A 23,584-nucleotide genomic window follows, 5' to 3' on the forward strand; every position below is an offset into this window, starting at 1 on the left:
ATGCCCGCCCTCCGGCGGGCTCAGTTCGCGTTGGGGGAGGCGGTGGCGACGGCGGCGTTGGCCGCGGCGCGGCCGCGCTCGTAGATGCGATCGAAGGTGGCGCGTGCCACGTCGGCGGCGGCCTGCTTGGCCTCGGTGTCGCTCGCGGTGATGGGCTTGTTGCTCTTCAGCCCGGAGATGGTGAAGTAGGCGTACCGGCCGATCGAGTTGGCGGTCATGCGGCAGGTGACGGCACGACAGAAGTCCGCGATGCCACCGCCGTTGAGGGGCCGGATGTACTGGGCCGTGTTCTTGGCCTTGTCGGCCTGGGCCTTGCTGTCGAAGACAGCCACACCGATGGTGACGGCCACGTCGCCGCCTGCGTAGGTGGCCCGGAAGACCTGGTTGCAGCCGTTGCTCGCGAGCGCGGAGGACAGGGTGCTCGCGGCGGCGGACGAACAGCTGGTGGTGCGGGCGGTGTTGGTGCGGACGTACGTACGGCCCGGTTTGGTCAGCTTCTTGTTCGGGAAGAGCTTGGCCGCGCTCAGCGGCGCGGTGTCCTTCTCCTTGCTGGAGATGAACTCCCGCGGGTCGGGCGGGGGCGGCACGGAGACGTCGGAGAACGTGGGGTCGGGCTGCTGCGGTTCGGCCGGCAGGCTCTCGGCGGACGGCAGCGACTGTGGATCGTCGTCCGAGGTGTTGGCGTTGACCACCGCCGCCGCGACGACCGCCGCCACCCCCGCGGTCGCCACCGCCCCGCCGGCGATCAGCCACATCCGGCGGCGCCGGTTGCGGGCGGCGGTACGGTCCGCCATCGCGCCCCAGTCCGGCGTCGAAGGATTCGATCCCTCCGGGCCGAAAGGCCCCCCTTGCCCAAAGCTCATGGCGGGCATCTTACGGAACGCGAAGCGGTTGGTCTGCGGGCGGTCGGCCCTTGAGATTCCGGGCGTCGGACATGTCGAGGCGATACACCTGGAGTACGTCCTTCCGCACGGGCGGGTGCTCCGGCCGACGGGCCGTTCCACGTCGGGGAGGGCCCCTGCGGAGGCCCGGAAGGGCCCGGCGGTGGCTGGGAGCGGTGGCCGCGCTCGACAGCCGCCCTCGCACGGCCCCGGGAAGCGAGGCGTCACCCGGAACGGTGCGTGGCGGCGGCGTGACGCATCCATTCGGGGCCTGTTTTGACCCGTCCGGGCCCAGGCCGGTATTCTGCCAGTTCGTTATGCGTATTGGCTTGCTCGTTCTCACGTGAGAGGCCGCTACGCCGGTCCACCGGGCCGATGACCAGCGACAGGCATACGGGTTGCGTCCCCGTGTGCCTCAAAGGCTGTCGTGATCGTCCGGGTGGCCTTGTCAGGACCGTCCCCTATGCCCTTGCGGGCTTGGGGAGACCCATCACTGAAGAAGCGAAGGCTACGACCGTGCGTACGTACAGCCCTAAGCCCGGCGACGTGACGCGTCAGTGGCACGTCATCGATGCCACCGACGTTGTTCTGGGCCGTCTGGCCTCCCAGGCCGCCACCCTTCTCCGGGGCAAGCACAAGCCGGTGTACGCGCCGCATGTCGACACTGGTGACTTCGTCATCATCATCAACGCCGACAAGGTGCACCTCTCCGGCAACAAGCGGACCCAGAAGCTGGCCTACCGCCACTCCGGCTACCCGGGTGGTCTGCGGTCCGTCCGCTACGACGAGCTGCTGGACAAGAACCCCGAGAAGGCCATCGAGAAGGCCATCAAGGGCATGCTTCCCAAGAACACCCTGGGCCGCCAGATGCTCTCGAAGCTGAAGGTCTACCGCGGCGCCGAGCACCCGCACGCCGCTCAGCAGCCGGTTCCGTTCGAGATCACCCAGGTCGCGCAGTAGTCCGGCCACTAAGACGAAGAGAATCTGAGGAGAATCGTGGCCGAGACCACCGCTGAGACCCCCATCGAGGACGTCGAGGAGTACACCACCGAGAGCGCCGAGTCGGAGTACACCTCCGAGTCGCTCGCCTCCCGCTTCGGCGAGCCGCAGCCGGCCGCCGGCACCGGGCGCCGCAAGAACGCCGTGGCCCGGGTCCGCATCGTGCCGGGCAGCGGCCAGTGGAAGATCAACGGTCGCACCCTGGAGGAGTACTTCCCCAACAAGGTGCACCAGCAGGAAGTCAACGAGCCCTTCAAGGTGCTCGAGCTGGACGACCGCTACGACGTGATCGCCCGTATCGCCGGCGGCGGCGTGTCGGGCCAGGCCGGTGCCCTGCGCCTGGGCATCGCCCGTGCGCTGAACGAGGCGGACGTGGACAACAACCGCGCCCCGCTGAAGAAGGCCGGCTTCCTGACCCGCGACGACCGCGCCACCGAGCGCAAGAAGGCGGGTCTGAAGAAGGCCCGTAAGGCGCCGCAGTACAGCAAGCGCTGATCGACCGCATCGCGTACGCGTTCGCGTTCGATAGACCGCCCCGGCGGCACACCCGTGCTGCCGGGGCGTTCGTCTATGGACAGCCAGGGCTTATAAAGATCACGTATACAGATCACGTATAGCGGTCACAAGAAGCTCAAGGGCTGGCAATCTCGAAGCAACTCGGAGGACACCAGTGGGACGACTCTTCGGCACGGACGGTGTGCGCGGCGTCGCCAATGCCGACCTGACGGCGGAGCTCGCGCTCGGCCTGTCGGTCGCGGCGGCGCATGTGCTCGCCGAGGCGGGCACGTTCGAAGGCCATCGGCCGACGGCGGTGGTGGGGCGTGATCCGCGCGCGTCCGGAGAGTTCCTGGAGGCCGCCGTCGTGGCGGGCCTCGCGAGCGCGGGCGTGGACGTGTTGCGCGTCGGTGTGCTGCCCACCCCGGCGGTTGCGTATCTCACCGGAGCGCTCGGTGCCGACCTCGGCGTGATGCTGTCCGCCAGCCACAACCCGATGCCGGACAACGGGATCAAGTTCTTCGCCCGCGGCGGGCACAAGCTCGCGGACGAGCTGGAGGACCGCATCGAGGCGGTCTACGAAGAGCACAAGGCGGGCGAGCCGTGGGACCGCCCGACGGGTGCGGGCGTGGGACGCGTACGGACGTACGGCGAGGGCTTCGACAACTACGTCGCCCACCTCGTCGGCGTCCTGCCGAACCGGCTCGACGGCCTGAAGATCGTCCTCGACGAGGCGCACGGCGCGGCCTCCCGGGTCTCGCCGGAGGCCTTCGCGCGGGCCGGTGCCGAGGTCGTCACCATCGGTGCCGACCCCGACGGCCTCAACATCAACGACGGCTGCGGCTCCACCCACCTCGACCTCCTGAAGGCCGCGGTCGTCGAGCACGGCGCGGACCTGGGCGTCGCACACGACGGGGACGCGGACCGCTGCCTGGCGGTCGACGCGTCGGGGAACGAGGTCGACGGCGACCAGATCCTGGCGGTGCTGGCGCTGGCGATGCGCGAGACCGGCACCTTGCGGAAGAACACCGTCGTGACCACGGTGATGTCGAATCTCGGCTTCAAGCTGGCGATGGAGCGCGAGGGCGTCGAGCTGGTGCAGACGGCGGTCGGCGACCGGTACGTCCTGGAGTCGATGAAGAGCGAGGGCTACGCGCTCGGCGGCGAGCAGTCCGGCCATGTGATCGTCCTGGATCACGCGACGACCGGTGACGGCACGCTGACCGGCCTGATGCTGGCCGCGCGGATGGCGGCCACCGGACGCAGCCTGGCCGAGCTGGCGAGCGTCATGGAGCGGCTGCCGCAGGTGCTGATCAACGTTCCGGACGTGGACAAGTCGCAGGTCGGCACGTCGGCGGAGCTGGCGGCCGCGGTGGCCGACGCGGAGCGCGAGCTGGGCACCACCGGGCGGGTACTGCTGCGCCAGTCCGGCACGGAGCCGCTGGTACGGGTGATGGTCGAGGCCGCGGACAGCGATCAGGCGCGGTCGGTGGCGGCGCGGCTGGCCGACGTGGTGAAGTCCGCGCTCGGCTGAGCGGGCCGCCGGGCTGGTCTGCCGGGGCGGGGGGCCAGGGCCTCCGGGGCGGGGTTTCAGGAACGCATATTTACGGGCCCTGCGGGCCCACGAGTGTGAGCCCCTGCGGCGACAGCGCCTCAGCCCGCGGGCCCCAGCCTCCCGGCCTCACTCGCTCGGAGCGTGCGCTCGCGCTGCTTCGCCCAGAGGTACTTCTGGGTGAGCAGCGTGAGTGTGCCCGCGGTGATGATCCCGACGAGGTTGAGCAGCAGCTGCTCGCTGGAGCCCCACGCCTTGGCGTAGTCGTGGTAGCTCACCGCCACGGCGGCGTTGGCGGCGGCCGGAACGGTGGTCACGGAGATGGCCACGCCCACCAGCGCCCCGGACTTCGCGGACGTGAGGGAGAGCGTGCCGGCGATTCCGGCGAGCACCGCTACCACGAAGGAGAATGGGTCGGGGTTCCAGATGAAGTCCGTGTTCGGGCGCGGTCTTTCCAGTTTGGCCTCGGTGAACAGTCCGAAGACGTCCATGATCAGGCTGAAGCCGACGGTCAGCACCATGGCTGCGGCGAATCCGACGAGCAGCGCGATCAGCGACCGTGCAGCGAGCCGGGGCGCTCGCTGCACCAGGGCCGTGCAGATGCCGGCGAGTGGACCGAACTCCGGTCCGACGGCCATCGCGCCGACGATCAGGATCGCGTTGTCGAGCACCACACCGCAGGCGGCGATCATCGTCGCGACGGAGAGGAACGCCAGATACGTGACCGAGAGCGTCGACTCCTCGTGCGTGGCGTCCGTGAGGTGCTCCCACAGGACGGCGTCGGCTCCCTCGCCGGGGGCCTCCTCCTCCGCCTTGTCGGCCCGCTTCGACAGCGTCAGCGCGATGTCCTCGACGGCGACGCAGCCGTCCTCCTCGAGGCCGAGTCTGCTCAGCTCGCCCAGCAGCTCGTCGGCGGCCTCGCGCGCCACGTCGCACAGCACGACGTCGCCCTCGGGGTCACGGGCCGCCCCGGGCAGCACCGCGAGGTGCGTGGTCCCCACCGTCTTCTCCAGGAGCGACACCACCTGGCCGGTGCGGTCCGCTGGGACGATCATCCGCAAATGGAGCATGGGTGCACGGTAGCGGTTCGCTAGAGCTTGCGAAGACTGAGCCGCTGGACCATGTGGTCCGGGCCCTTGCGCAGGACCAGCGTGGCCCGGCCACGGGTTGGTGCCACGTTCTGCTCCAGGTTCGGCCGGTTGACGGTGCGCCAGATCATCCGGGCGTAGTCCAGCGCCTCATCCTCGGAGACCTGGGTGTACTTGCGGAAGTACGAGAAGGGGTTCTGGAAGGCAGTCTCGCGCAACTTGCGGAACCGGCCGAGGTACCAGCGTTCGATGTCCTCGGTACGGGCGTCCACATACACGCTGAAGTCGAAGAAGTCGGCGAGGCCGAGCCGCGTACGGCCGTCCTTGCCCGGGAGGGCGGGCTGCAGGACGTTGAGCCCCTCAACGATGAGGATGTCCGGGCGGCGGACGGTCAGCCGCTCGCCGGGCACGATGTCGTAGATGAGGTGCGAGTAGACGGGCGCCGACACTTCGTCCTTGCCGGACTTCACGTCGGCGACGAAGCGGGTCAGGGCCCGCCGGTCGTAGGACTCGGGGAAGCCCTTGCGGGACATCAGCCCGCGCCGGTGCAGCTCGGCGTTGGGGAGCAGGAAGCCGTCGGTCGTGACCAGCTCCACGCGCGGGTGCTCGGGCCACCGGGCCAGCAGGGCCTGGAGGAGGCGGGCCGTCGTCGACTTGCCGACGGCGACGCTGCCGGCGACGCCGATGACGAAGGGGGTGCCGGGCTGTGAGCCGTGGCCGCCCGCACCGTCGCCCAGGAAGGTATTGAGCGCGCCGCGCAGACTGCTGCTGGCGCCGACGTAGAGGTTGAGCAGCCGGGACAGCGGGAGGTAGACGTCGCGCACCTCGTCGAGGTCGATGACGTCGCCGAGCCCGCGCAGCCGCTCCACCTCCTGGGCGGTCAGCGGCAGCGGGGTCCGCTCCCGCAGGGCGCTCCACTCGGCGCGGGTGAGGTCCACGTACGGGCTCGTCTCGGCCCGCCGCTGGGTGCCGCTGCGCCGGGTGGTGCCGCGCTCGGGACAGGCCACTGGTGAGGGGATCACGGGCCCAATTGTCGGCTCTCGGGGGGCGGCGCGGGGCGTGGCGTCGCTCACTCCCGTCGCTCGTGGAGGTCGCCCTTGTCCATAGGCGAGCGGAATGTCAGTGGCATACCTCACAGTTGTGGGAAGGGTGGGCGCCGACCGGACGTCCGCGGATGCAAGGGGAATTCCATGACGTACGCGATTCAGGCGGAAGGCCTGGCCAAACGCTTCAGGGAGACCCAGGCGCTGGCCGGCGTGGACCTTGCTGCACGCACGGGCACGGTGCTCGGGCTGCTGGGTCCCAACGGCGCGGGGAAGACCACCGCGGTCCGGATCTTCGCCACTTTGATCAGGCCCGACGGCGGGAGAGCGATGGTCGCTGGCCACGACGTGGTGCGGGACCCCGGCCTGGTGCGCGCCGTCGTCGGGCTCACGGGGCAGTACGCGGCGGTGGACGAGAATCTGACGGGGACCGAGAATCTGCTGCTCATCGGCCGGCTTCTCGGGATACCGAGACGCGAGGCGAGAGCGCGGGCCGCCGAGCTGCTGGACTACTTTCAGCTGAGCGAGGCGGCCGGGCGCGCGGTGAAGACCTTCTCGGGCGGTATGCGCAGGCGCCTCGACCTGGCGGCGAGCCTGGTCGGCCGACCGCAGATCCTCTTCCTCGACGAGCCGACCACCGGTCTCGATCCGCACAGCCGCGGTGAGGTGTGGGAGATGCTGCGCGGCCTCGTGGCCGAAGGCGTCACGGCGCTGCTGACCACCCAGTACCTGGACGAGGCTGACCGGCTCGCCGACGACATCGTGGTGATCGACAAGGGCCGGGTGATCGCCGACGGCACACCGGACCAGCTGAAGGCGACGGTGGGTGGCCAGGTGCTCCAGCTGCGGCCGGTCGACATCGCGGATCTGGCCAAGGCCCATGCGCTGGTGGCGGAGGCGGCGGGCCCGCAGACCCAGATCGAGGGCGAGACGATCACCGCTCCGGTGAAGGACCCGGCTCTGATGCCGGCCGTCGTACGGCGGCTGGATCACGAGGGGATCGCGGTGCGCGAGCTGACACTGCGCCGTTCCTCCCTCGACGAGGTGTTCCTGGCCCTGACCGGGCACCGGGCCGAGCCGGAGAGCCCTGCCGGTGGGGAGACGCCGCCGGACGAGGACGAGTTCGAGAGGGTGGGGAGTTCGGCATGACCGCGACGACGATCACTGCGCCACTGACCAAGAGCGGCCGGGTGCGTCCCGGTGCCGCGCTCCGTCAAACGGGGACCATGGCGTGGCGCAGCCTGGTGTCGGTCAAGCACAACCCGTTGGAGCTGGTCGACTACAGCATCACGCCGATCATGTTCGTGTTCCTGTTCACGTACGTCTTCGGCGGTCAGATGGCCGGGTCGCCCGAGGAGTATCTCCAGTACGCGTTGCCGGGGATCATCGTGCAGAACACGCTCTTCATGAGCATGTACACCGCCATGGCGCTGAACAGCGATCTGACCAAGGGCGTCTTCGACCGGCTGCGCAGCCTGCCGATCGCCCGGTCGGCGCCGCTGTTCGGCCGGATCACCGCCGACCTGGCGAAGCAGCTCTGGGCGATGCTGCTGATGATCGGTATCGGCGCGGTGCTGGGCTTCCGGATCACGGGCGGGGCGGGAGGCTTCATCGTGGCCGGGCTGCTGCTCATGGTCTTCGCCGCGGCGGTCTCCTGGAGCGCGGTGCTGATCGGCATGCTGGCGGGCGACCCCGAGAAGGTGCAGGTCTTCGCCTTCGTGCTGATCTTCCCGATCACGTTCACCAGCAGTGCGTTCGTGCGGGTCGAGACCATGCCCGGCTGGCTGCAGGCATGGGTGGACATCAACCCGGTCACCCATCTGTCGGACGCCTTCCGCGGCTTGCTCGTCGGGGGAGCGGTGGCCGAGCCCGTGCTGTGGTCGCTGGCATGGGCGGCGGCGATCGCCGCGGTCTTCTTCCCGCTCGCGATGCGGGCGTACCGGGCGCGGGCGTGAGCCGGTGATCTCCCGACTGATCGACCGGGTGCGCCGAAGACGTCACCGATCCGTGCCCGGAGGACCGGACGACGTCACCGGGCGGGTGTGCGGCGAACTCGCCGCTGAGCTGCCGGACGAGGACCTGGCAGAGGACCTCGCCGACTGCCTGGACCTGTATGAGATGGGGACCAAACCGCGGTGTGAGGAGGTGGAGTATCTCGGCCTGGTGCGGGAGGCCCTGGACCGTATCGCGCGTGGCCGCTGAGCGATCCACGGGAGCGGATGGGGCGTGGCTGCTGAGCCATGCGCGCGGGCGCGGGACGTAGGCTGCGCGCATGTGCGGAATCGTTGGTTACACCGGAGGGCAGTCCGCCCTCGACGTCGTGATCGCCGGCCTCAAGCGGCTGGAGTACCGGGGCTATGACTCGGCCGGGGTGGCCGTGCTCGCCGACGGCGGGCTCGCGGCGGCCAAGAAGGCGGGCAAGCTCTCCAACCTGGAAAAGGAGCTGGCCGACCGACCGCTGCCGAGCGGTGGCACGGGCATCGGCCATACCCGGTGGGCCACGCACGGGGCGCCCACGGACGCCAACGCTCACCCGCACCTGGACAACGCCGGTCGCGTGGCGGTGGTCCACAACGGCATCATCGAGAACTTCGCCGCCCTGCGCACCGAGCTGACCGAGCGCGGGCACCAGCTGACCTCCGAGACCGACACCGAGGTCGTCGCCCACCTGCTCGCCGAGTTCTTCTCCTCCTGCGGCGACCTGGCCGAGGCGATGCGGCAGGTCTGCCGGCGCCTGGACGGTGCCTTCACGCTCGTCGCCGTCAGCACCGACGAGCCGGATGTGGTGGTCGGCGCGCGCCGCAACTCGCCGCTGGTCGTCGGTGTCGGGGACGGCGAGGCCTTCCTCGCCTCCGATGTGGCCGCGTTCATCGCGCACACCCGCGAGGCCATCGAGCTCGGCCAGGACCAGGTCGTCGAGCTGCGCCGGGACGCGGTGACCGTCACCGACTTCGACGGCGCCCCCGCCGATGTCCGCGCGTACCACGTGGACTGGGATGCGTCCGCCGCCGAGAAGGGCGGCTACGACTACTTCATGCTCAAGGAGATCGCCGAGCAGCCGAGGGCCGTCGCCGACACCCTGCTGGGGCGGATCGACGCGGCGGGTTCCCTCTCGCTCGACGAGGTCCGGATCCCGGCGTCCGTGCTACGCGAGGTCGACAAGATCGTCATCGTGGCGTGCGGGACGGCCTTCCACGCGGGGATGATCGCCAAGTACGCGATCGAGCATTGGACGCGGATCCCCTGCGAAACGGAGCTGGCGAGCGAGTTCCGCTACCGCGATCCGATTCTCGACCCACGCACGCTGGTCATCGCCATCTCGCAGTCCGGCGAGACCATGGACACGCTGATGGCCCTCCGGCACGCCCGTGAGCAAGGCGCGAAGGTCCTCGCCATCTGCAACACCAACGGCTCGACGATCCCGAGAGAGTCGGACGCGGTCCTGTACACGCATGCGGGTCCCGAGGTCGCCGTCGCGTCGACCAAGGCGTTTCTGACGCAGCTCGTCGCCTGCTACCTGGTGGCCCTCTATCTGGGCCAGGTACGGGGCACCAAGTGGGGCGACGAGATCCAGTCCGTCGTCCGGGAGCTGTCGGAGATCAGCACGCAGGTGGACCAGGTGCTCGGCACGATGGAGCCCGTACGGGAGCTGGCGCGGACGCTGGCGGAGAAGAACACGGTGCTCTTCCTCGGGCGGCACGTCGGCTATCCGGTCGCCCTGGAGGGCGCACTCAAGCTCAAGGAGCTGGCGTACATGCACGCCGAGGGCTTCGCCGCGGGGGAGCTGAAGCACGGTCCGATCGCGCTGATCGAGGACGACCTGCCGGTCGTCGTGGTGGTGCCCTCGCCCCGCGGACGGTCCGTCCTGCACGACAAGATCGTCTCCAACATCCAGGAGATCCGGGCCCGCGGCGCCCGGACCATCGTCATCGCCGAGGAGGGCGACGAGGCGGTCGTCCCGTACGCCGACCACCTGATCCGCATCCCGGCCACGCCGACGCTGCTCCAGCCGCTGGTCGCCACGGTCCCGCTGCAGGTCTTCGCCTGCGAGCTGGCGACGGCGCGCGGCAATGAAGTGGACCAGCCGCGGAATCTCGCCAAGTCGGTCACGGTCGAGTGAGTGGCGGTCGAGTGAGTGGCGGTCGAGTGAGGGGTGGGCGAGTGAGCGGATTGAGGCGCGCGTGATCATCGGGGTGGGCATCGACGTCGCCGAGATCGATCGCTTCGGCGCCGCGCTGCAACGTACGCCCGGGCTCGCCGACCGGGTCTTCGTCGATAACGAGCTGTGGCTGCCGAGTGGCGAGCGCCGCGGCGTGGCCTCCCTGGCGGTGCGCTTCGCCGCCAAGGAGGCCTTGGCCAAGGCGCTCGGCGCACCGCGGGGGCTGCGCTGGACGGACGCGGAGGTCGTGACCGAGGACAGCGGCCGACCGCGCCTCCGCGTGCAGGGCACGGTCGCGGCGCGCGCGGCCGAACTGGGTGTCCGGTCGTGGCACGTCTCCCTCAGCCACGATGCGGGGGTCGCTTCCGCTGTGGTGATCGCAGAGGGGTAGCGTCGCCCCTCGCCGGGGCGGCCGCTTCGCGGTGCGGTCGTGGCTGCTGGCGCGGTGCGCTGTGCGTGCGGGGCCGGGGCCTCCCGCCGGTGGCGCCCCACACTGGGCGGAGATCCGCTCACCGCCGAGGTGGCCCGATGCCGCGCGTGGGTGGGGCGCGTTGGGAAGACTGGGGGCCATGAGGACTGCGTACAGCGTGGAGACGGTACGGGCCGCCGAGCGGGAACTGATGGCGCGGCTCCCCGACGGAGCGCTCATGCAGCGGGCGGCGGCCGGGCTGGCGGCGGCCTGTGCCGATCTCCTCGGCCGGGTGTACGGCGCCCGCGTCGCGCTGCTTGTCGGCAGCGGCGACAACGGCGGCGACGCCCTCTACGCCGGCACGCGGCTGGCGCGCCGCGGTGCCGGCGTCACGGCCGTGCTGCTCGCCCCGGATCGTACGCACCCCGGCGGGCTCGCCGCCCTGCGCGCGGCCGGCGGACGTGCCGTGGCTGCAGCTGACGGTGAGCGGGTGATCGCCCGCGCAGCCCTGGTCGTCGACGGAATCGTCGGCATCGGCGGCCGCGGCGGCCTGCGCCCGGAGGCTGAGCGGCTTGTGAGGGCGGCGCGGGACTCCCGCGCGGCCATCGTCGCCGTCGACCTCCCCAGCGGGGTGAACGCGGACAGCGGTGAGGTCGGGGGCGCCGCGGTGACCGCCGACGCCACCGTCACCTTCGGCACGTACAAGCCGGGCCTGCTCATCGACCCCGCCGCCGAGCGGACCGGCGCGCTGCGATTGGTCGACATCGGACTCGGCCCGCTGCTGCCCGCCACCCCGGACGTGGAGGCGCTGCAGCACGCGGAGGTCGCTGAGCTGCTGCCCGTTCCCACGGCGGAGAGCGACAAGTACCGCCGGGGCGTCGTGGGGCTCGTGGCCGGCTCGGCCCGGTATCCCGGAGCGGCGGTGCTCGCCGTCTCGGGTGCGCTGCGGGGCGGGGCGGGAGCCGTACGGTACGTCGGCCCGGCCGCCGACGCGGTGATCGCCCGCTTCCCCGAAACACTCGTCCACGCGGGCCCTCCGGCGAAGGCGGGGCGCGTGCAGGCGTGGGTGGTCGGACCCGGGCTCGGCGACGGGTCGGACGCCCGGCAGTCGCTGGACGACGTCCTCGCCTCGGACGTCCCGGTGCTCGTGGACGCGGACGGGCTGCGGTTGCTGGACCGCGAGCGGCTCGTCTCCCGCCGCGCGGCCACGGTTCTGACGCCGCACGCGGGGGAGGCCGCCGCGCTGCTCGGTGTCGCGCGCGAGGACGTGGAGGGCAGGCGGCTGGCGTCGGTGCGGCGGCTGGCGTCGGAGTTCGGAGCGACGGCACTGCTCAAGGGGTCGACGACGCTGGTCGCGACGGCGGAAGCCGATCCCGTACGGGTCAACCCGACGGGCACGGGGTGGCTGGCCACGGCAGGCAGCGGCGATGTCCTGTCCGGGCTCGCGGGCGCGCTCCTCGCGACAGGACTCGCGGCACGGGACGCGGCCTCGGCGGCGGCATACGTGCACGGGCTGGCAGGCCGCCTTGCGGCGGGCCGTGAAGGTGGCCCGGTGGGGGCGTCCGACGTGGCCGAGCAGCTCGGCCGGGCATGGCGCGATATTCGTACCCGCTGAGCCCGAGAGGCCGACGTCGCCGTCCGGCCGTGGCGGTGCGCGCGACTGAACCGTGGCCGCTTCCGCCCCGCGGCACCTCCCAGCGGTAGCTGGGGGAGGCGGTGGCCCGGCGCCGTTGGGGTTACGCGCTGTGGGCGCAAGGGGCGTGGCAACGGGGTGGAGTTCGACGCCGATCAGTGCGGTGGAAGGTGCGGAGCGGGATCGGTAATTCCGTTCGGTTCGGAACGGGCTGCTGCGTCGCGCGCCCGCGATGCGCGTCGCGCGGCCCGCCGAGGAGAGGAACGGAATTGCGTTCAGCGGTGAAGAAGACAGGTCGGCCCGTCGCCGCAGCCGTCGCTCTCACAGCGCTGCTGCCGCTGGTGATCGGCGGGGGCGGTGCCGCGGCGGCCGACCCCGTGCCGGAGGGCGGCGAAGGGCCGGTCGGCGCAGCCGTGCCGGTCGAGGGACTTGTGCCGGGCGTCCCGCCCGAGCCCAACGAATGGCACGTCGACACCCCGGACCAGGCGCTGCCACCGCGGATCCAGCGCGATGACACCGCCGCCACGGGCAGTCGTGGCTGGCGGGCCTACGGCGCGTCGACACGTGGCCGCAGCCGTCTCACTCCGCCTCCGCCGGAGCCGCAGACCGGCACCTCCGTCCCGGCTACGAGGCCCACGAAGCCGGCCAAGCCCGCCACCCCCACGAAGTCGGCCAAGCCCGCCACCCCCACGAAGCCGGCCAAGCCTGCCACCCCCACGAAGTCGGCCAGGCCCGCCACCCCCACGAAGCCGGCCAGGCCCGCCACCCCGACGAAGCCGAGCCCGTCTGCCGGAGTCTCCGAGACGCCGCGGCCGAGCACTGAGCCGAGGCCGTCTGTGTCGGTGAGCCCTCGGCCTTCTGGTTCTCCTCGGCCGAGCAGTGAGCCGAGGCCGTCGGAGTCGGTGAGCCCTCGGCCCTCTGACTCTCCCGGGCCGAGCAGTGAGCCGAGGCCGTCGGAGTCGGCGAGACCTCGGCCCTCCGACTCTCCTCGGCCCTCCGACTCTCCTCGGCCCTCCGACTCTCCCCGGCCGAGTGCGAGTCCCAAGCCCCCCGGCAACGGCGATGACACCGTCGAGTTCGTACCACCCGATGAGGCTCTCCCCAGCCGTAATCCCAACGCCCCCGTCCCCTGCACCGCCGCCACAGGCCCGTACCAGCGCGAGGTCGAGCGCTTCCTGGGCCTCAAGGTCGACGGCAAGCAGTCCGAGGCGGACTGCGAGGCCATCCGGAACTGGCAGATCAAGGAGAAGATCAAGCCCGCGATCGGCTTCGCCGGACCGAGCACCTGGGGCAAGATCCGCCTGATCCAGGCCGCGAGTAACCCCAATGCCGCCGGTCGCTGCCCGGTCCTCGCCGAGCGCGTCGCCTGCGTGGACCTGCCCCGCCAGCTGATGTGGGTGCAGAAGGGATCCAAGGTCGTCTTCGGCCCGGTGGCGATCCGCAGTGGCAAGCCCGGTTACCCGACCCGCGTGGGCTGGAACCGGATCTACCTCAAGCGGAAGGACCACCACTCGACGATCTACGACTCGCCCATGCCGTTCGCCCAGTTCTTCAACGGCGGCCAGGCCTTCCACGGCGTCTACGGCAACATCTACGACCCGGACGGGGGCTCGTACGGCTGCGTCAACCTCAAGTACGCGGACGCGCAGAAGATGTGGGATGTGTTGCACAAGGGGGATCGCGTGTACTCCTGGGGGCGGCGCCCGGGTACCTGACCCGGCTGCCCGCCCGGTCCCCGCCCGAATACCGGCGGCCGGGCGCAGAGTCTCCCACTCCACCCCGGTGAGAGACTGTCCCCGATGACTGCACTTCCAGGCGGCGCGCCGGGCAGCGCCGCCGCCACACCGATGCGCGCCCGCGCGGTGGTCGACCTGGCCGCCGTCCGGGCCAACGTCCACGCGCTGCGTGAGCGCGCGCCCCGCGCCGAGCTGATGGCCGTGGTCAAGTCGGACGGGTACGGCCACGGCGCCCTGCCGTGCGCACGTGCCGCCCGCCAGGCGGGTGCGACCTGGCTGGGCACCGCCACCCCGCAGGAGGCGCTGGCACTGCGGGCCGCAGGCGACACCGGGCGGCTGCTGTGCTGGCTGTGGACGCCCGGCGGCCCCTGGCGCGAGGCCGTCGAGGCGGACGTCGATGTGTCGGTGAGCGGGATGTGGGCGCTGCGCGAGGCCGCCGCCGCGGCCCGGGCGACCGGCCGTACGGCCAGGGTGCAGCTCAAGATCGACACCGGTCTCGGGCGCAACGGCTGCCAGCCAGCCGACTGGCCCGAGCTGATCTCCGCGGCCCGCGCCGCCGAGGCCGAGGGCACGCTCGCCGTCACCGGCATCTGGTCCCACTTCGCCTGCGCCGACGAGCCGGGCCATCCGTCGATCCCGGCGCAGCTGGCCGCGTACCGCGAGGCGCTGGCCGCCGCCGAGCGCGTCGGCCTCGCACCCGAGGTCCGGCACATCGCCAACTCGCCCGCCACACTGACCATTCCCGAGTCCCACTTCGACCTCGTACGGCCCGGAATCTCGGTGTACGGACTCTCGCCGAGCCCCGAGATCGGACTCCCGGCCGAGTTCGGGTTGCGCCCCGCGATGACGCTCTCCGCGGACATCGCCCTGGTCAAGCGGGTCCCGAGCGGCCACGGCGTGAGCTACGGCCACCAGTACGTCACACCGGGCGAGACCACCCTCGCTCTCATCCCCGTCGGCTACGCGGACGGCATCCCCCGCCATGCCTCGGGCACCGGACCCGTGCTCGTCGGAGGCAAGTGGCGTACGGTCGCGGGCCGGGTCGCGATGGACCAGTTCGCGGTCGATCTGGGCGGCGACACCGTGGAAGTGGGCGACGAGGCGGTGCTGTTCGGACCGGGTGACCGCGGGGAGCCGACGGCCGAGGACTGGGCGCGGGCCGCGGGCACCATCTCGTACGAGATCGTGACGCGGATCGGCACGCGAGTGCCGCGGGTGCACCTCGACGACCTCCCCTAGGGAGGGGCGACGTCGCCCCGCCCACCCGCGGTGACGCACCGATAAGTGAGCAACGGCACGGCAACAACCGGCCGCAACGGGGCATGCGTACGGCACCGTAGGGCACGACGCGATAGGGCACGGTGCCGTACAGCACGGAAGCATCCACGAGGAGCAGCACGATCATGGGCGAGAGCACCGCTGGGAACGCGGCGGCCGCGGCTGCGGACGCCGTCGCGGCGGCAGACGGCTGGCGCCGCGCCGGCGTGGTCGCCGGGATGGCCGGGGCGGCGATCGGCGTGGTCGCGGCCGGCGCGGCAGCGGGCGTCGCCGTCGAGCGGCTGACCGTCGGACGCGGCATGCGCCGCAAGGCCCGGCTCGCGCTGGACGCCTCGGGCCCGTACGGCACCCTGCGCGGCACCCCGGGCCGTGCGGTCTCCGACGACGGCACCGAGCTCTACTACGAGGTCGACGAGGTCGAGGAGCAGGGGACTCCGCGCAGGCGCCGGCTCTTCGGCCGTCGGCGGCCCGCCCCGCTGACCGTGGTCTTCTGCCACGGCTACTGCCTCAACCAGGACGCGTGGCACTTCCAGCGAGCCGCGCTGCGCGGCGTCATCCGCACGGTCCACTGGGACCAGCGCAGCCACGGCCGTTCGGGGCGGGGAGTGTCCCAGGCCGACGGCACCCCGGTCAGCATCGACCAGCTCGGGCGCGACCTGAAGGCGGTGCTCGACGCGGCGGTGCCGGAAGGTCCGGTGGTGCTGGTGGGCCACTCGATGGGCGGCATGACGGTGATGGCGCTGGCCGGTCACGACCCGGGCTACGTACGGGACCGGGTGGTGGGTGTGGCTCTGGTCTGTACGTCGTCCGGCAAGCTCGGCGAGGTGAACTACGGCCTTCCGGTGGCCGGGATGAACGCGGTCCGGCGCTTGCTCCCCAATGTCCTGAAGGCGCTGGGCAGGCAGGTGGAGCTGGTCGAACGGGGGCGGCGGGCGACCGCGGACCTCTTCGCCGAGCTGATCAAGCGCTACTCCTTCAGCTCGCGGGACGTCGACCCGGCGGTGGCGCGGTTCGCGGAGCGGATGATCGAGTCGACGCCGATCGACGTGGTCGCGGAGTTCTACCCGGCCTTCCACGAGCACGACAAGGCCGAAGCGCTCGCGGTCTTCGGGGAGTTGCCCGTCCTGGTGCTCGCGGGGAACGAGGACCTGGTCACCCCGAGCTCGCACAGCCAGGCCATCGCGGACCGGCTGCCGGACGCGGAGCTGGTGCTCGTACCGGACGCGGGTCACCTGGTGATGCTGGAGCACCCCGAGACGGTGACGGACCGGCTGGCGGATCTGCTGGCGCGGGTAGGGGCCCAGACGGCCCCGGACGCGGTAGGGCGGGCGTCCCGCTCGGCGCGGAGCTGATCGCGGCGGCACGCGCGCGTGGGCTCGGAGCGCGCGGGGCGTACCGAGTTCCGGACGCGGGCGGTCTCACCGTGCCGCGTCACCCCGTACCATCGGCCGGTATGAACGCCCCGTACGACCCGGTCGCCGCGGCCGCCCCCGCCCCCTCGTCCGTGACGCTCGTGGTGCACAGCCCCGAGCAGATGCGGGAGCTCGGCCGGCGGCTGGCCAAACTGCTGCGCGCCGGTGACCTCGTGCTGCTCACCGGACGGTTGGGCGCCGGCAAGACGACGCTGGCGCGCGGGTTGGGTGAGGGGCTGGGGGTGCGTGGCCAGGTCACGTCGCCGACGTTCGTCATCGCACGGGTGCACCCGCCCCTGCGGCGTGCCGGGACCGGAGGCGGGCCTCCGCTGGTGCACGTGGACATGTACCGGCTGGGCGGCGGGCTGGACGAGATCGAGGACCTCGACCTCGACGTGTCCCTGCCGGAGTCGGTGGTCGTCGTGGAGTGGGGCGAGGGGAAGGTCGAGGGCCTCTCGGAGGACCGGCTGCACGTCCTCATCGGGCGGGCGGAAGGCGATGAGACCGTCGAGAACGACGTACGCGAGGTGACGGTCTGCGGCGTCGGCCCGCGATGGGCGGCGGCGGATCTGTCCCCGCTCGCAGGCTGAGCCCAGCGCGGTCCCCGGGCCCCGTGGCCTCCTCTGGTGCCCTTTCTCGTGTGGAGGTTCCGACAAGGCGTCGGCAAGATGTTGCGCGGCGGGGTGCGGGCGTGGTCACATGGAGCCGGAGAGATGAGTTAGGTCTACCTAACTTCCGCCGCGTCCGAGCTTCAGGAGGCACGATGCCGCGCGAGGAGCCCGCTGCAGACGCGCTGAGGCCGGGGCGCCGGACAGATCACCGGCCGCAGCCGTCGATGAGCCAGCTGCTGGCCGCGTGTGCCGCGGCGACGGCCGTGTCGACACCGCCCGAGATGCCGAGGACGCCGGGGCAGGATGTGCCCGAGCCGGCTCCGCACGACCGAAAGCGGCGCGACGCCGCCTAGGCCCTGTCCGGCCGATCATGCCGGGCTCGCGACGCCTGGCACCGCGCCTCGCTGCGTTGTCGTCGGTCGCCGATGGCCCCCAGCTACCGCTGGGAGGTGCCCCCACCGCATGGACTCCCTCCTCCGCCTTGCGATGCTCCCCCAGCTATCGCTGGGAGGTGCCCCCTGCACCAGACCCCGCTCACTGATCCGGCCTGATCGACCGGACAGGACCTAGCCCGTTCGGGTGATTTCGCGGTCCCGTGGTTCAGGCCACCACGACGACTTTGGTGCCGATCGCGGCGAAGCTCCACATCGCCTTGCCGTCCGCGCGATTCTCGCGGATGCCGCCGGTCTTCTGTCCCGCGCCGGGGTCGGGCAGCGAGCCGTCGACCGCGGCGCTGAAACCGATCACCACGCCGTCCACCGAGGTGAACCGCACGACGTGCTCGACGGTCACGCCGTCCGAGCCGGGGATGCGAGCGGACCGGGAGGTGACGGCGTACTGGCCGGGCGGAGGGCTCACGGAGCTCGGGGTGACCTTGAACGTACGGGTCACCTGCTCGTCCTGCCCGACCAGCCAGACCCGCCGCTCGCCCAGTGCGTAGACGACACGCACGCCGCTGCCGGAGCCGGCCGGGACCGGGTGCCGCGGCTGCTTGTTGTCCGACCCGGCGGAGCTGCCGGGCCTCTCTGCTGTCGCCGAGGAATCGGGCCGGGGCTTGAGGGAGCCCGCGGGCGCGCTGGCGGACGCCTGGTAGGCGAGGAACGCGACCGCCGCGAGGGCCGCGGCGGTGAGACCGGCCACGATCGTCCCCGAGCTGCTCCGTGCCACCCTCTGCCACCTCTCGTCCCGCACGCGCCTGCCCTTGCCTCTTCGCGCCCGACCGTAGCACCGAGCGCCCCGTGTCCCGGCCCAGGCGCGGAACCGGGAAGGGCGACCCCGTCCGCCGTGCGGCCACCGCGGCGCAGCACCTCATCCCGGCCCTGCGGCCTCGGGCGCCCAGTCGGGCGAGCGGCTCACGCTCCGGGGATCTCGGAGCGCCGTCGCCCGCCGCGCGGGTGCGTCGTTCTGTCGCCTGCCGCGCGGGCAACGATCAGCCCGGGCGGGCCCGGGCCGTCGCCCGGCCGGACCAGGGCCCGGGAAATGCGCCGTAGGCTGTACCCGTGCTGCTGCTCGCTCTTGACACCGCAACCCCCGCCGTCACCGTCGCCCTGCACGACGGAGCCGGTGTCGTCGCCGAGTCGCACCAAGTGGATGCACGGCGGCACGGCGAGTTGCTGCTCCCCGCCGTCGACCGGGTGCTGCGGGAGGCCGGGGTGTCGCTCGACGCCGTGACCGGCTTCGTGGTCGGGGTCGGCCCCGGCCCGTATACCGGCCTGCGGGTCGGCCTCGCGACCGCCGCCGCCTTCGGCGCCGCCACCGGTGCACCGGTCCACGGCCTGTGCACCCTCGACGGCATCGCGTACGCCGCCGGGCAGGCAGGTCTCGAAGGCCCCTTCACCGTGGCGACCGACGCCCGGCGCAAGGAGGTCTACTGGGCGCGCTACGCCGATCCGCGCACTCGTGCCACCGAGCCCGCCGTCGACCGGCCCGCCGACATCGCCGGGCAGGTCGCCGGGCACCCAGCGGTCGGCGCGGGCGCGCTGCTGTACCGCGAGGTGTTCACCGACGTGCCGGACGGCATGCCCGAGCATCAGTCCGCCGCCGCATTGGCCGCCCTCGCCGCCGAGAAGCTGGTGACGGGCGGGGAGTTCCTGCCCGAACGGCCGCTGTATCTGCGCCGACCCGATGCCCGGGTGCCCGTGAACTACAAGGTGGTCACGCCGAGGTGACCGAGGTGACCGACGTGACCGCGGCGACCTCCAGCGACGTGACGCTGCGCGAGATGCGGTGGTGGGACATCGAACCCGTGCTGGAGCTGGAGCGCGAACTGTTCCCCGACGACGCCTGGTCGCGGGGCCTGTTCTGGTCCGAACTCGCCCACGCCCGCGGCCCGAACGCCACCCGCCGCTACGTGGTCGCCGAGACGTCCGCCGCAGGCGGCACGGGCGGTACGGGCGCCCGGATCGTGGGCTACGCCGGGCTCGCGGCCATCGAGGGCACCGGCGACGTCCAGACCATCGCCGCCGCCCGCGAGCGCTGGGGCACCGGCCTGGGCGCGCGACTCCTCACCGAGCTGCTCGCCGGCGCCAGCGCCTTCGAGTGCCGCGAAGTGCTGCTGGAGGTGCGCCGCGACAACACCCGGGCCCAGCGCCTCTACGAGCGCTTCGGCTTCGAGCCGATCGGCATCCGCCCCGCCTACTACCAACCGGGGAACGTGGACGCCGTGGTGATGCGCCGCACCGAACCCACCACCGACACAGACGAACGGGGGATGACCGACGATGGCTGACGAGCCACTTGTCCTGGGCATCGAGACCTCCTGCGACGAGACCGGCGTCGGCATCGTCCGCGGCCGGACCCTCCTCGCCGACGCGATCGCCTCGAGCGTCGACGAGCACGCGCGCTTCGGCGGGGTCGTTCCCGAGGTCGCCAGCCGCGCGCACCTGGAGGCGATGGTTCCGACGATCCGGCGGGCGCTGAAGGACGCCGGGGTGACGGCGAGCGACCTGGACGGGATCGCGGTCACGGCCGGGCCCGGGCTCTCAGGTGCGCTGCTCGTCGGCGTATCGGCGGCCAAGGCGTACGCGTACGCCCTCGGCAAGCCGCTCTACGGCGTGAACCACCTCGCCTCGCACATCTGCGTGGACCAGCTGGAGCACGGCCCACTGCCCGAGCCGACCATGGCGCTGCTGGTCTCCGGCGGTCACTCCTCCCTCCTCCTCGCGCCCGACATCACCAGTGACGTACGCCCCCTGGGCTCGACCATCGACGACGCGGCGGGCGAGGCCTTCGACAAGGTCGCGCGGGTGCTGAACCTGGGCTTCCCGGGCGGCCCGGTGATCGACCGGTACGCGCGCGAGGGCGATCCGGACGCGATCCCGTTCCCGCGCGGGCTCACGGGGCCGCGGGATCCGATCTACGACTTCTCCTTCTCGGGCCTCAAGACGGCCGTCGCCCGCTGGATCGAGGCGAAGCGCAACGCGGGCGAGGAAGTCCCGGTCGCGGACGTCTCGGCGTCCTTCCAGGAGGCCGTGGTGGACGTGCTGACCCGTAAGGCCGTCCGGGCCTGCAAGGACAGCGGCGTCGAGCACCTGATGATCGGCGGCGGTGTCGCGGCCAACTCGCGGCTGCGGGCGATGGCCGAACGGCGCTGCGAGGACGCGGGGCTCGTGCTGCGGGTGCCGCGGCCGAAGCTGTGCACGGACAACGGGGCGATGGTGGCGGCGCTCGGTGCGGAGATGGTGGCTCGGGGTCGGCCGGCGTCGTCGTGGGACCTGTCCGCCGACTCCTCGCTCCCGGTGACGCACACGCATGTCCCCGGCAACGACCACGACCACGTCCACGAGTTGAGCAAGGACAATCTCTACTCATGACTGTCGCGCTGATGTGGGAGGCGCGGGCGGCGGAGGGCCGTGGGCCCCAACTCCTCGAGTGGGCGCGCGCCCAGCCGCTCGCCCCCGCCCCGCTGCGCCGCGAGTGGTTCACTGCCCCGGGAGACCGCGTGCTGGTCATCACCTGGTGGGACGCGCCGTACGACGCGGAGCTGCCCGAACTCCCCGAGCCCGCCGCTCCCTTGGTGAACCGCCCGGTCCACCGTTGGCGCTTCGAATCCCTCGGAACCTGAGGCCGCGGCCCCGCCTCGAGCCGGACGTCAGCGCGGATCGGGCGCCGGGTGACCGATCAGCATCGTCGGCGCTCCCATCGCGCGCGTGAGGAAGACCGTTGCCGCGTTCGGACCCTCCGGCCTGACCTTGCGGCGGAGTTCCTCGGGTTCGACCGCCGAGCCGCGCTTCTTGACCGTCAGCACCCCGACCTCGCGGTCCCGCAGCAGGGCCCTGAGCTTCTTGACGTTGAAGGGCAGCACGTCCGTGATCTCGTACGCCGTGGCGTACGGCGTGGGGTGCAGCTGATCGGAGGTCACGTAGGCGATCGTCGGGTCGATCAGCCGCCCGCCGACCTGCGCGGCCACCTCGGCCACCAGGTGGGCACGGATCACCGCGCCGTCCGGCTCGTAGAGGAAGCGGCCGACGGGGCCCGGCTCGGGATCCGGGAGGCCGGAGCCGAGGAGGGAGTACGGCCCCGGCAGCAGGGTGGCCCGGCGAGCGGCAGGTGTGCTCGTGCCGAACCACAGGACGGCTTCCTTCACGTCCCCGTGGTCCGAGACCCACTCCGCCTCGGCCTCGTCGGGGATCGCCTCGTGCGGCACACCCGGAGCGATCTTCAGCGCCGCGTGCGGTGCCTTGCGGGCGGCATCGACGGCCCAGGACAGGGGCGGGGAGTAGGCCTCGGGGTCGAAGATCCGCCCACGCCCGGCTGCCCCTCGTGATCCGCCGCGGCGCGCGGGGTCGACGAACACGGCCTCGTACGCGCCCGGGTCGATCTCGGTGACATCCGCGCTGCGCACCTCGATCAGGTCCATCAGGCCCAGCGCCGCCGCGTTCGCCCGCGCCACCGCACAGGTCAGCGGAGACCGGTCGACGGCCACCACTGACACACCCGCCCTCGCCAGCGCGATCGCGTCACCGCCGATGCCGCAGCACAGGTCGGCGAGGCGCTCCGTACCCAGCCCGGCGAAGCGGCGCGCACGGTACGAGGCGACGGAGGCCCGGGTCGCCTGCTCGAGGCCGTCGGGGGTGAAGAACATGACGGCCGCATCCGCGGCTCCGAACTTCGCCACCGCGCGCTGCCGCAGCCGCGCCTGCCTGAGTGCGGCCGACACCAACTCGGCGGGGTATGCGCGGCGCAGGCGGGTCGCGATCGTGAGTTCCCGGGCAGGCTCGTAGTCGCGCAGCTCCGCGAGCAGCGCCCGGCCCTCCTCGGTGAGGAGAGCGGAGAAGGCCTCGAGGTCGTTCACCCGGCCATTGTGGGCCACGTGGGGCGGCACCAGGCCCGACCTCATGCGCAGGGGTGGCGGGCACGCGAGGACAGAGGAGGCTCCGCACCGGCCCGGCTGGAGGGGGAAGAGCCGGAACGGCCGCGCCGAGCAAGAGCGGCGCGGCCGTTGCTGGTCGTCTCTGGTCGCCGTAGGCCACCCTCGGACGGCCCGGAGACGGCCCAGACGGCACGGCCAGGACCGCAGGTACCAGGGGGTGCCTGAGTCGAAAACGCCGTGTCCGATGATTCCGCGGCGCGGATGCGGTCTACCCTGCACGATCGAATGCCGAGGATGCATGCCCGGAAGGGGTCGACGATGCGCAAGCTGATCGTCTGCAACATCATCTCGCTCGACGGTTACTTCGAGGGCCCGGGCGGTGACGTCATGGCCATGCCGTTCGACCAGGGGTTCTCCGAGTACAACGCCGAGCGGCTGCGGGCAGCCGACACCCTGCTGCTCGGCCGCACAACGTACGAAGGGTTCAGGAGCTACTGGCCGGCGATCGCCGGCGACCCCGACGCGCCACCGCTGGAGCGTGAGATCTCGCGCCGCAACAACGACATCGACAAGATGGTCGTCTCCGACACCCTCACGCCCGACCCGGCGGCGCCGTGGCAGGACACCCGCATTGTCGGCCGCGCCGATGCGCACAAGCAGATCGCCGAGCTCAAGCGCGGCCCCGGCCGCGACATCATCGTCTTCGGCAGCCACACCCTGTGGAACGACTTGCTGGCCCACGGCCTCGTCGACGAGCTCCACCTGATGATCGGCGCCGGCGTGCTGGGCGCGGGCACCCCCGCCTTCGAGAGCCGGCCGCCGGCCTCCCTGCGGCTGCTCGGCACCCGCACCTGGGAGGGTTCCGGGCTCGTGCTCGTCCAGTACGCCGTCGAACCGGATAGAGCGCGGTGACTTGCGGCGGGAGCAGCGCGGCAACTCCGCTGCAAGATCCAGACCTGACCTCCGGAGTGTTCGTG

25 protein-coding genes are annotated in these 23,584 nt (G+C 72.0%); 18 read left to right on the plus strand and 7 right to left on the minus strand.

The window, feature by feature from the left end; translation table 11 throughout:
- Nucleotides 1-20 precede the first annotated feature (20 nt).
- Nucleotides 21-794 (minus strand): hypothetical protein, encoded by a 774-nt coding sequence (locus ACTWQI_RS12835; RefSeq protein WP_443270015.1) that lies wholly within the window; start codon nucleotides 792-794, stop codon nucleotides 21-23.
- Between the two features lie 603 nt (nucleotides 795-1,397).
- Here ACTWQI_RS12835 and rplM point away from each other — a divergent pair.
- The 3 genes from rplM (at nucleotide 1,398) to glmM (ending at nucleotide 3,909) form a co-directional block, all read left to right on the plus strand.
- A complete protein-coding gene (gene rplM, locus ACTWQI_RS12840) occupies nucleotides 1,398-1,841 on the plus strand; it encodes a 50S ribosomal protein L13 (protein ID WP_443270017.1) in 444 nt (147 codons plus the stop codon).
- Between the two features lie 36 nt (nucleotides 1,842-1,877).
- Entirely contained in the window at nucleotides 1,878-2,375 is a 498-nt protein-coding gene (rpsI, locus tag ACTWQI_RS12845; protein ID WP_443270019.1) for a 30S ribosomal protein S9, read from the plus strand.
- Nucleotides 2,376-2,550: 175 nt separating this feature from the next.
- Nucleotides 2,551-3,909, plus strand: coding sequence for a phosphoglucosamine mutase (gene glmM / locus ACTWQI_RS12850; protein ID WP_443270020.1), 1,359 nt, complete (start codon nucleotides 2,551-2,553; stop codon nucleotides 3,907-3,909).
- Between the two features lie 119 nt (nucleotides 3,910-4,028).
- On the opposite strand, the gene ACTWQI_RS12855 is transcribed toward glmM, so the two are convergent.
- Together ACTWQI_RS12855 and coaA are read right to left on the minus strand one after the other, a co-directional pair.
- Nucleotides 4,029-4,997, minus strand: a complete 969-nt coding sequence (locus ACTWQI_RS12855) for a DUF389 domain-containing protein (protein WP_443270021.1) — start codon at nucleotides 4,995-4,997, stop codon at nucleotides 4,029-4,031.
- Between the two features lie 20 nt (nucleotides 4,998-5,017).
- Entirely contained in the window at nucleotides 5,018-6,037 is a 1,020-nt protein-coding gene (gene coaA / locus ACTWQI_RS12860; RefSeq protein WP_443270022.1) for a type I pantothenate kinase, read from the minus strand.
- 168 nt (nucleotides 6,038-6,205) lie between these two features.
- Between coaA and ACTWQI_RS12865 the strand changes: the two genes are divergently transcribed.
- From ACTWQI_RS12865 to ACTWQI_RS12890, 6 genes are all read left to right on the plus strand, one after another.
- Complete coding sequence (locus tag ACTWQI_RS12865) at nucleotides 6,206-7,207, plus strand: ATP-binding cassette domain-containing protein (protein WP_443270024.1); 1,002 nt, start codon at nucleotides 6,206-6,208, stop codon at nucleotides 7,205-7,207.
- Nucleotides 7,204-8,013: an ABC transporter permease gene (locus ACTWQI_RS12870; RefSeq protein ID WP_443270026.1), complete on the plus strand. Its 810-nt coding sequence runs from the start codon at nucleotides 7,204-7,206 to the stop codon at nucleotides 8,011-8,013. Before ACTWQI_RS12865 ends, ACTWQI_RS12870 begins: the two co-directional genes overlap by 4 nt.
- A 52-nt stretch (nucleotides 8,014-8,065) precedes the next feature.
- The gene (locus ACTWQI_RS12875) at nucleotides 8,066-8,260 is read left to right on the plus strand and encodes a hypothetical protein (RefSeq protein ID WP_443270028.1); all 195 of its coding nucleotides are present in this window, start codon (nucleotides 8,066-8,068) and stop codon (nucleotides 8,258-8,260) included.
- Nucleotides 8,261-8,330: 70 nt separating this feature from the next.
- Nucleotides 8,331-10,178 (plus strand): glutamine--fructose-6-phosphate transaminase (isomerizing), encoded by a 1,848-nt coding sequence (gene glmS, locus ACTWQI_RS12880; RefSeq protein WP_443270029.1) that lies wholly within the window; start codon nucleotides 8,331-8,333, stop codon nucleotides 10,176-10,178.
- A gap of 61 nt (nucleotides 10,179-10,239) precedes the next feature.
- Nucleotides 10,240-10,608, plus strand: a complete 369-nt coding sequence (locus tag ACTWQI_RS12885) for a holo-ACP synthase (protein ID WP_443270031.1) — start codon at nucleotides 10,240-10,242, stop codon at nucleotides 10,606-10,608.
- Nucleotides 10,609-10,786: 178 nt separating this feature from the next.
- Nucleotides 10,787-12,241: an NAD(P)H-hydrate dehydratase gene (locus ACTWQI_RS12890; protein WP_443270033.1), complete on the plus strand. Its 1,455-nt coding sequence runs from the start codon at nucleotides 10,787-10,789 to the stop codon at nucleotides 12,239-12,241.
- Nucleotides 12,242-12,534: 293 nt separating this feature from the next.
- On the opposite strand, the gene ACTWQI_RS12895 is transcribed toward ACTWQI_RS12890, so the two are convergent.
- Together ACTWQI_RS12895 and ACTWQI_RS12900 are read right to left on the minus strand one after the other, a co-directional pair.
- Nucleotides 12,535-12,726 (minus strand): hypothetical protein, encoded by a 192-nt coding sequence (locus ACTWQI_RS12895; RefSeq protein WP_443270034.1) that lies wholly within the window; start codon nucleotides 12,724-12,726, stop codon nucleotides 12,535-12,537.
- 80 nt (nucleotides 12,727-12,806) lie between these two features.
- Entirely contained in the window at nucleotides 12,807-13,079 is a 273-nt protein-coding gene (locus ACTWQI_RS12900; RefSeq protein ID WP_443270036.1) for a hypothetical protein, read from the minus strand.
- 82 nt (nucleotides 13,080-13,161) lie between these two features.
- Between ACTWQI_RS12900 and ACTWQI_RS12905 the strand changes: the two genes are divergently transcribed.
- The 4 genes from ACTWQI_RS12905 (at nucleotide 13,162) to tsaE (ending at nucleotide 17,275) form a co-directional block, all read left to right on the plus strand.
- Nucleotides 13,162-13,974 carry a L,D-transpeptidase family protein gene (locus ACTWQI_RS12905; protein WP_443270038.1) on the plus strand — a complete coding sequence of 271 codons (813 nt, stop codon included), beginning with the start codon at nucleotides 13,162-13,164 and terminating at the stop codon, nucleotides 13,972-13,974.
- 84 nt (nucleotides 13,975-14,058) lie between these two features.
- Entirely contained in the window at nucleotides 14,059-15,234 is a 1,176-nt protein-coding gene (alr, locus tag ACTWQI_RS12910) for an alanine racemase (RefSeq protein WP_443270040.1), read from the plus strand.
- Nucleotides 15,235-15,398: 164 nt separating this feature from the next.
- Nucleotides 15,399-16,625 (plus strand): alpha/beta fold hydrolase, encoded by a 1,227-nt coding sequence (locus ACTWQI_RS12915; RefSeq protein ID WP_443270042.1) that lies wholly within the window; start codon nucleotides 15,399-15,401, stop codon nucleotides 16,623-16,625.
- Nucleotides 16,626-16,726: 101 nt separating this feature from the next.
- Entirely contained in the window at nucleotides 16,727-17,275 is a 549-nt protein-coding gene (gene tsaE / locus ACTWQI_RS12920) for a tRNA (adenosine(37)-N6)-threonylcarbamoyltransferase complex ATPase subunit type 1 TsaE (protein WP_443270044.1), read from the plus strand.
- Between the two features lie 621 nt (nucleotides 17,276-17,896).
- On the opposite strand, the gene ACTWQI_RS12925 is transcribed toward tsaE, so the two are convergent.
- Entirely contained in the window at nucleotides 17,897-18,463 is a 567-nt protein-coding gene (locus ACTWQI_RS12925; RefSeq protein WP_443270045.1) for a hypothetical protein, read from the minus strand.
- A 332-nt stretch (nucleotides 18,464-18,795) separates the two neighbouring features.
- On the opposite strand from ACTWQI_RS12925, the gene tsaB reads away from it, so the two are divergent.
- Genes tsaB through ACTWQI_RS12945 form a run of 4 tightly spaced genes read left to right on the plus strand, consistent with a single transcriptional unit; the run spans nucleotide 18,796 to nucleotide 21,359 of the window.
- The gene (gene tsaB, locus ACTWQI_RS12930; RefSeq protein ID WP_443270046.1) at nucleotides 18,796-19,464 is read left to right on the plus strand and encodes a tRNA (adenosine(37)-N6)-threonylcarbamoyltransferase complex dimerization subunit type 1 TsaB; all 669 of its coding nucleotides are present in this window, start codon (nucleotides 18,796-18,798) and stop codon (nucleotides 19,462-19,464) included.
- Between the two features lie 5 nt (nucleotides 19,465-19,469).
- Nucleotides 19,470-20,024, plus strand: coding sequence for a ribosomal protein S18-alanine N-acetyltransferase (gene rimI, locus ACTWQI_RS12935; RefSeq protein WP_443270328.1), 555 nt, complete (start codon nucleotides 19,470-19,472; stop codon nucleotides 20,022-20,024).
- The gene (gene tsaD, locus ACTWQI_RS12940) at nucleotides 20,017-21,108 is read left to right on the plus strand and encodes a tRNA (adenosine(37)-N6)-threonylcarbamoyltransferase complex transferase subunit TsaD (protein WP_443270048.1); all 1,092 of its coding nucleotides are present in this window, start codon (nucleotides 20,017-20,019) and stop codon (nucleotides 21,106-21,108) included. Before rimI ends, tsaD begins: the two co-directional genes overlap by 8 nt.
- Entirely contained in the window at nucleotides 21,105-21,359 is a 255-nt protein-coding gene (locus ACTWQI_RS12945) for a hypothetical protein (protein WP_443270049.1), read from the plus strand. Before tsaD ends, ACTWQI_RS12945 begins: the two co-directional genes overlap by 4 nt.
- A gap of 27 nt (nucleotides 21,360-21,386) precedes the next feature.
- Here the strand turns inward: ACTWQI_RS12945 and ACTWQI_RS12950 are convergent, their stop codons facing one another.
- Complete coding sequence (locus ACTWQI_RS12950) at nucleotides 21,387-22,634, minus strand: class I SAM-dependent methyltransferase (RefSeq protein ID WP_443270050.1); 1,248 nt, start codon at nucleotides 22,632-22,634, stop codon at nucleotides 21,387-21,389.
- A 291-nt stretch (nucleotides 22,635-22,925) separates the two neighbouring features.
- Between ACTWQI_RS12950 and ACTWQI_RS12955 the strand changes: the two genes are divergently transcribed.
- Complete coding sequence (locus ACTWQI_RS12955) at nucleotides 22,926-23,519, plus strand: dihydrofolate reductase family protein (protein ID WP_443270051.1); 594 nt, start codon at nucleotides 22,926-22,928, stop codon at nucleotides 23,517-23,519.
- Nucleotides 23,520-23,584 lie beyond the last annotated feature (65 nt).

The sequence above is a fragment of the Streptomyces sp. KR80 genome (assembly GCF_052245555.1).
Taxonomy (GTDB): Bacteria; Actinomycetota; Actinomycetes; order Streptomycetales; family Streptomycetaceae; genus Streptomyces.

Bases quoted from the DNA above. Each gene is read 5' to 3' on its own strand.
- ACTWQI_RS12955 (WP_443270051.1), top strand. From the start codon at position 22,926: ATGCGCAAGCTGATCGTCTGCAACATCATCTCGCTCGACGGTTACTTC.
- ACTWQI_RS12870 (WP_443270026.1), top strand. From the start codon at position 7,204: ATGACCGCGACGACGATCACTGCGCCACTGACCAAGAGCGGCCGGGTG.
- alr (WP_443270040.1), top strand. From the start codon at position 14,059: ATGACTGCACTTCCAGGCGGCGCGCCGGGCAGCGCCGCCGCCACACCG.
- glmS (WP_443270029.1), top strand. From the start codon at position 8,331: ATGTGCGGAATCGTTGGTTACACCGGAGGGCAGTCCGCCCTCGACGTC.
- ACTWQI_RS12835 (WP_443270015.1), bottom strand. From the start codon at position 794: ATGGCGGACCGTACCGCCGCCCGCAACCGGCGCCGCCGGATGTGGCTG.
- tsaE (WP_443270044.1), top strand. From the start codon at position 16,727: ATGAACGCCCCGTACGACCCGGTCGCCGCGGCCGCCCCCGCCCCCTCG.
- ACTWQI_RS12855 (WP_443270021.1), bottom strand. From the start codon at position 4,997: ATGCTCCATTTGCGGATGATCGTCCCAGCGGACCGCACCGGCCAGGTG.
- ACTWQI_RS12950 (WP_443270050.1), bottom strand. From the start codon at position 22,634: ATGAGGTCGGGCCTGGTGCCGCCCCACGTGGCCCACAATGGCCGGGTG.
- ACTWQI_RS12945 (WP_443270049.1), top strand. From the start codon at position 21,105: ATGACTGTCGCGCTGATGTGGGAGGCGCGGGCGGCGGAGGGCCGTGGG.
- ACTWQI_RS12915 (WP_443270042.1), top strand. From the start codon at position 15,399: ATGGGCGAGAGCACCGCTGGGAACGCGGCGGCCGCGGCTGCGGACGCC.
- tsaD (WP_443270048.1), top strand. From the start codon at position 20,017: ATGGCTGACGAGCCACTTGTCCTGGGCATCGAGACCTCCTGCGACGAG.
- ACTWQI_RS12865 (WP_443270024.1), top strand. From the start codon at position 6,206: ATGACGTACGCGATTCAGGCGGAAGGCCTGGCCAAACGCTTCAGGGAG.
- ACTWQI_RS12890 (WP_443270033.1), top strand. From the start codon at position 10,787: ATGAGGACTGCGTACAGCGTGGAGACGGTACGGGCCGCCGAGCGGGAA.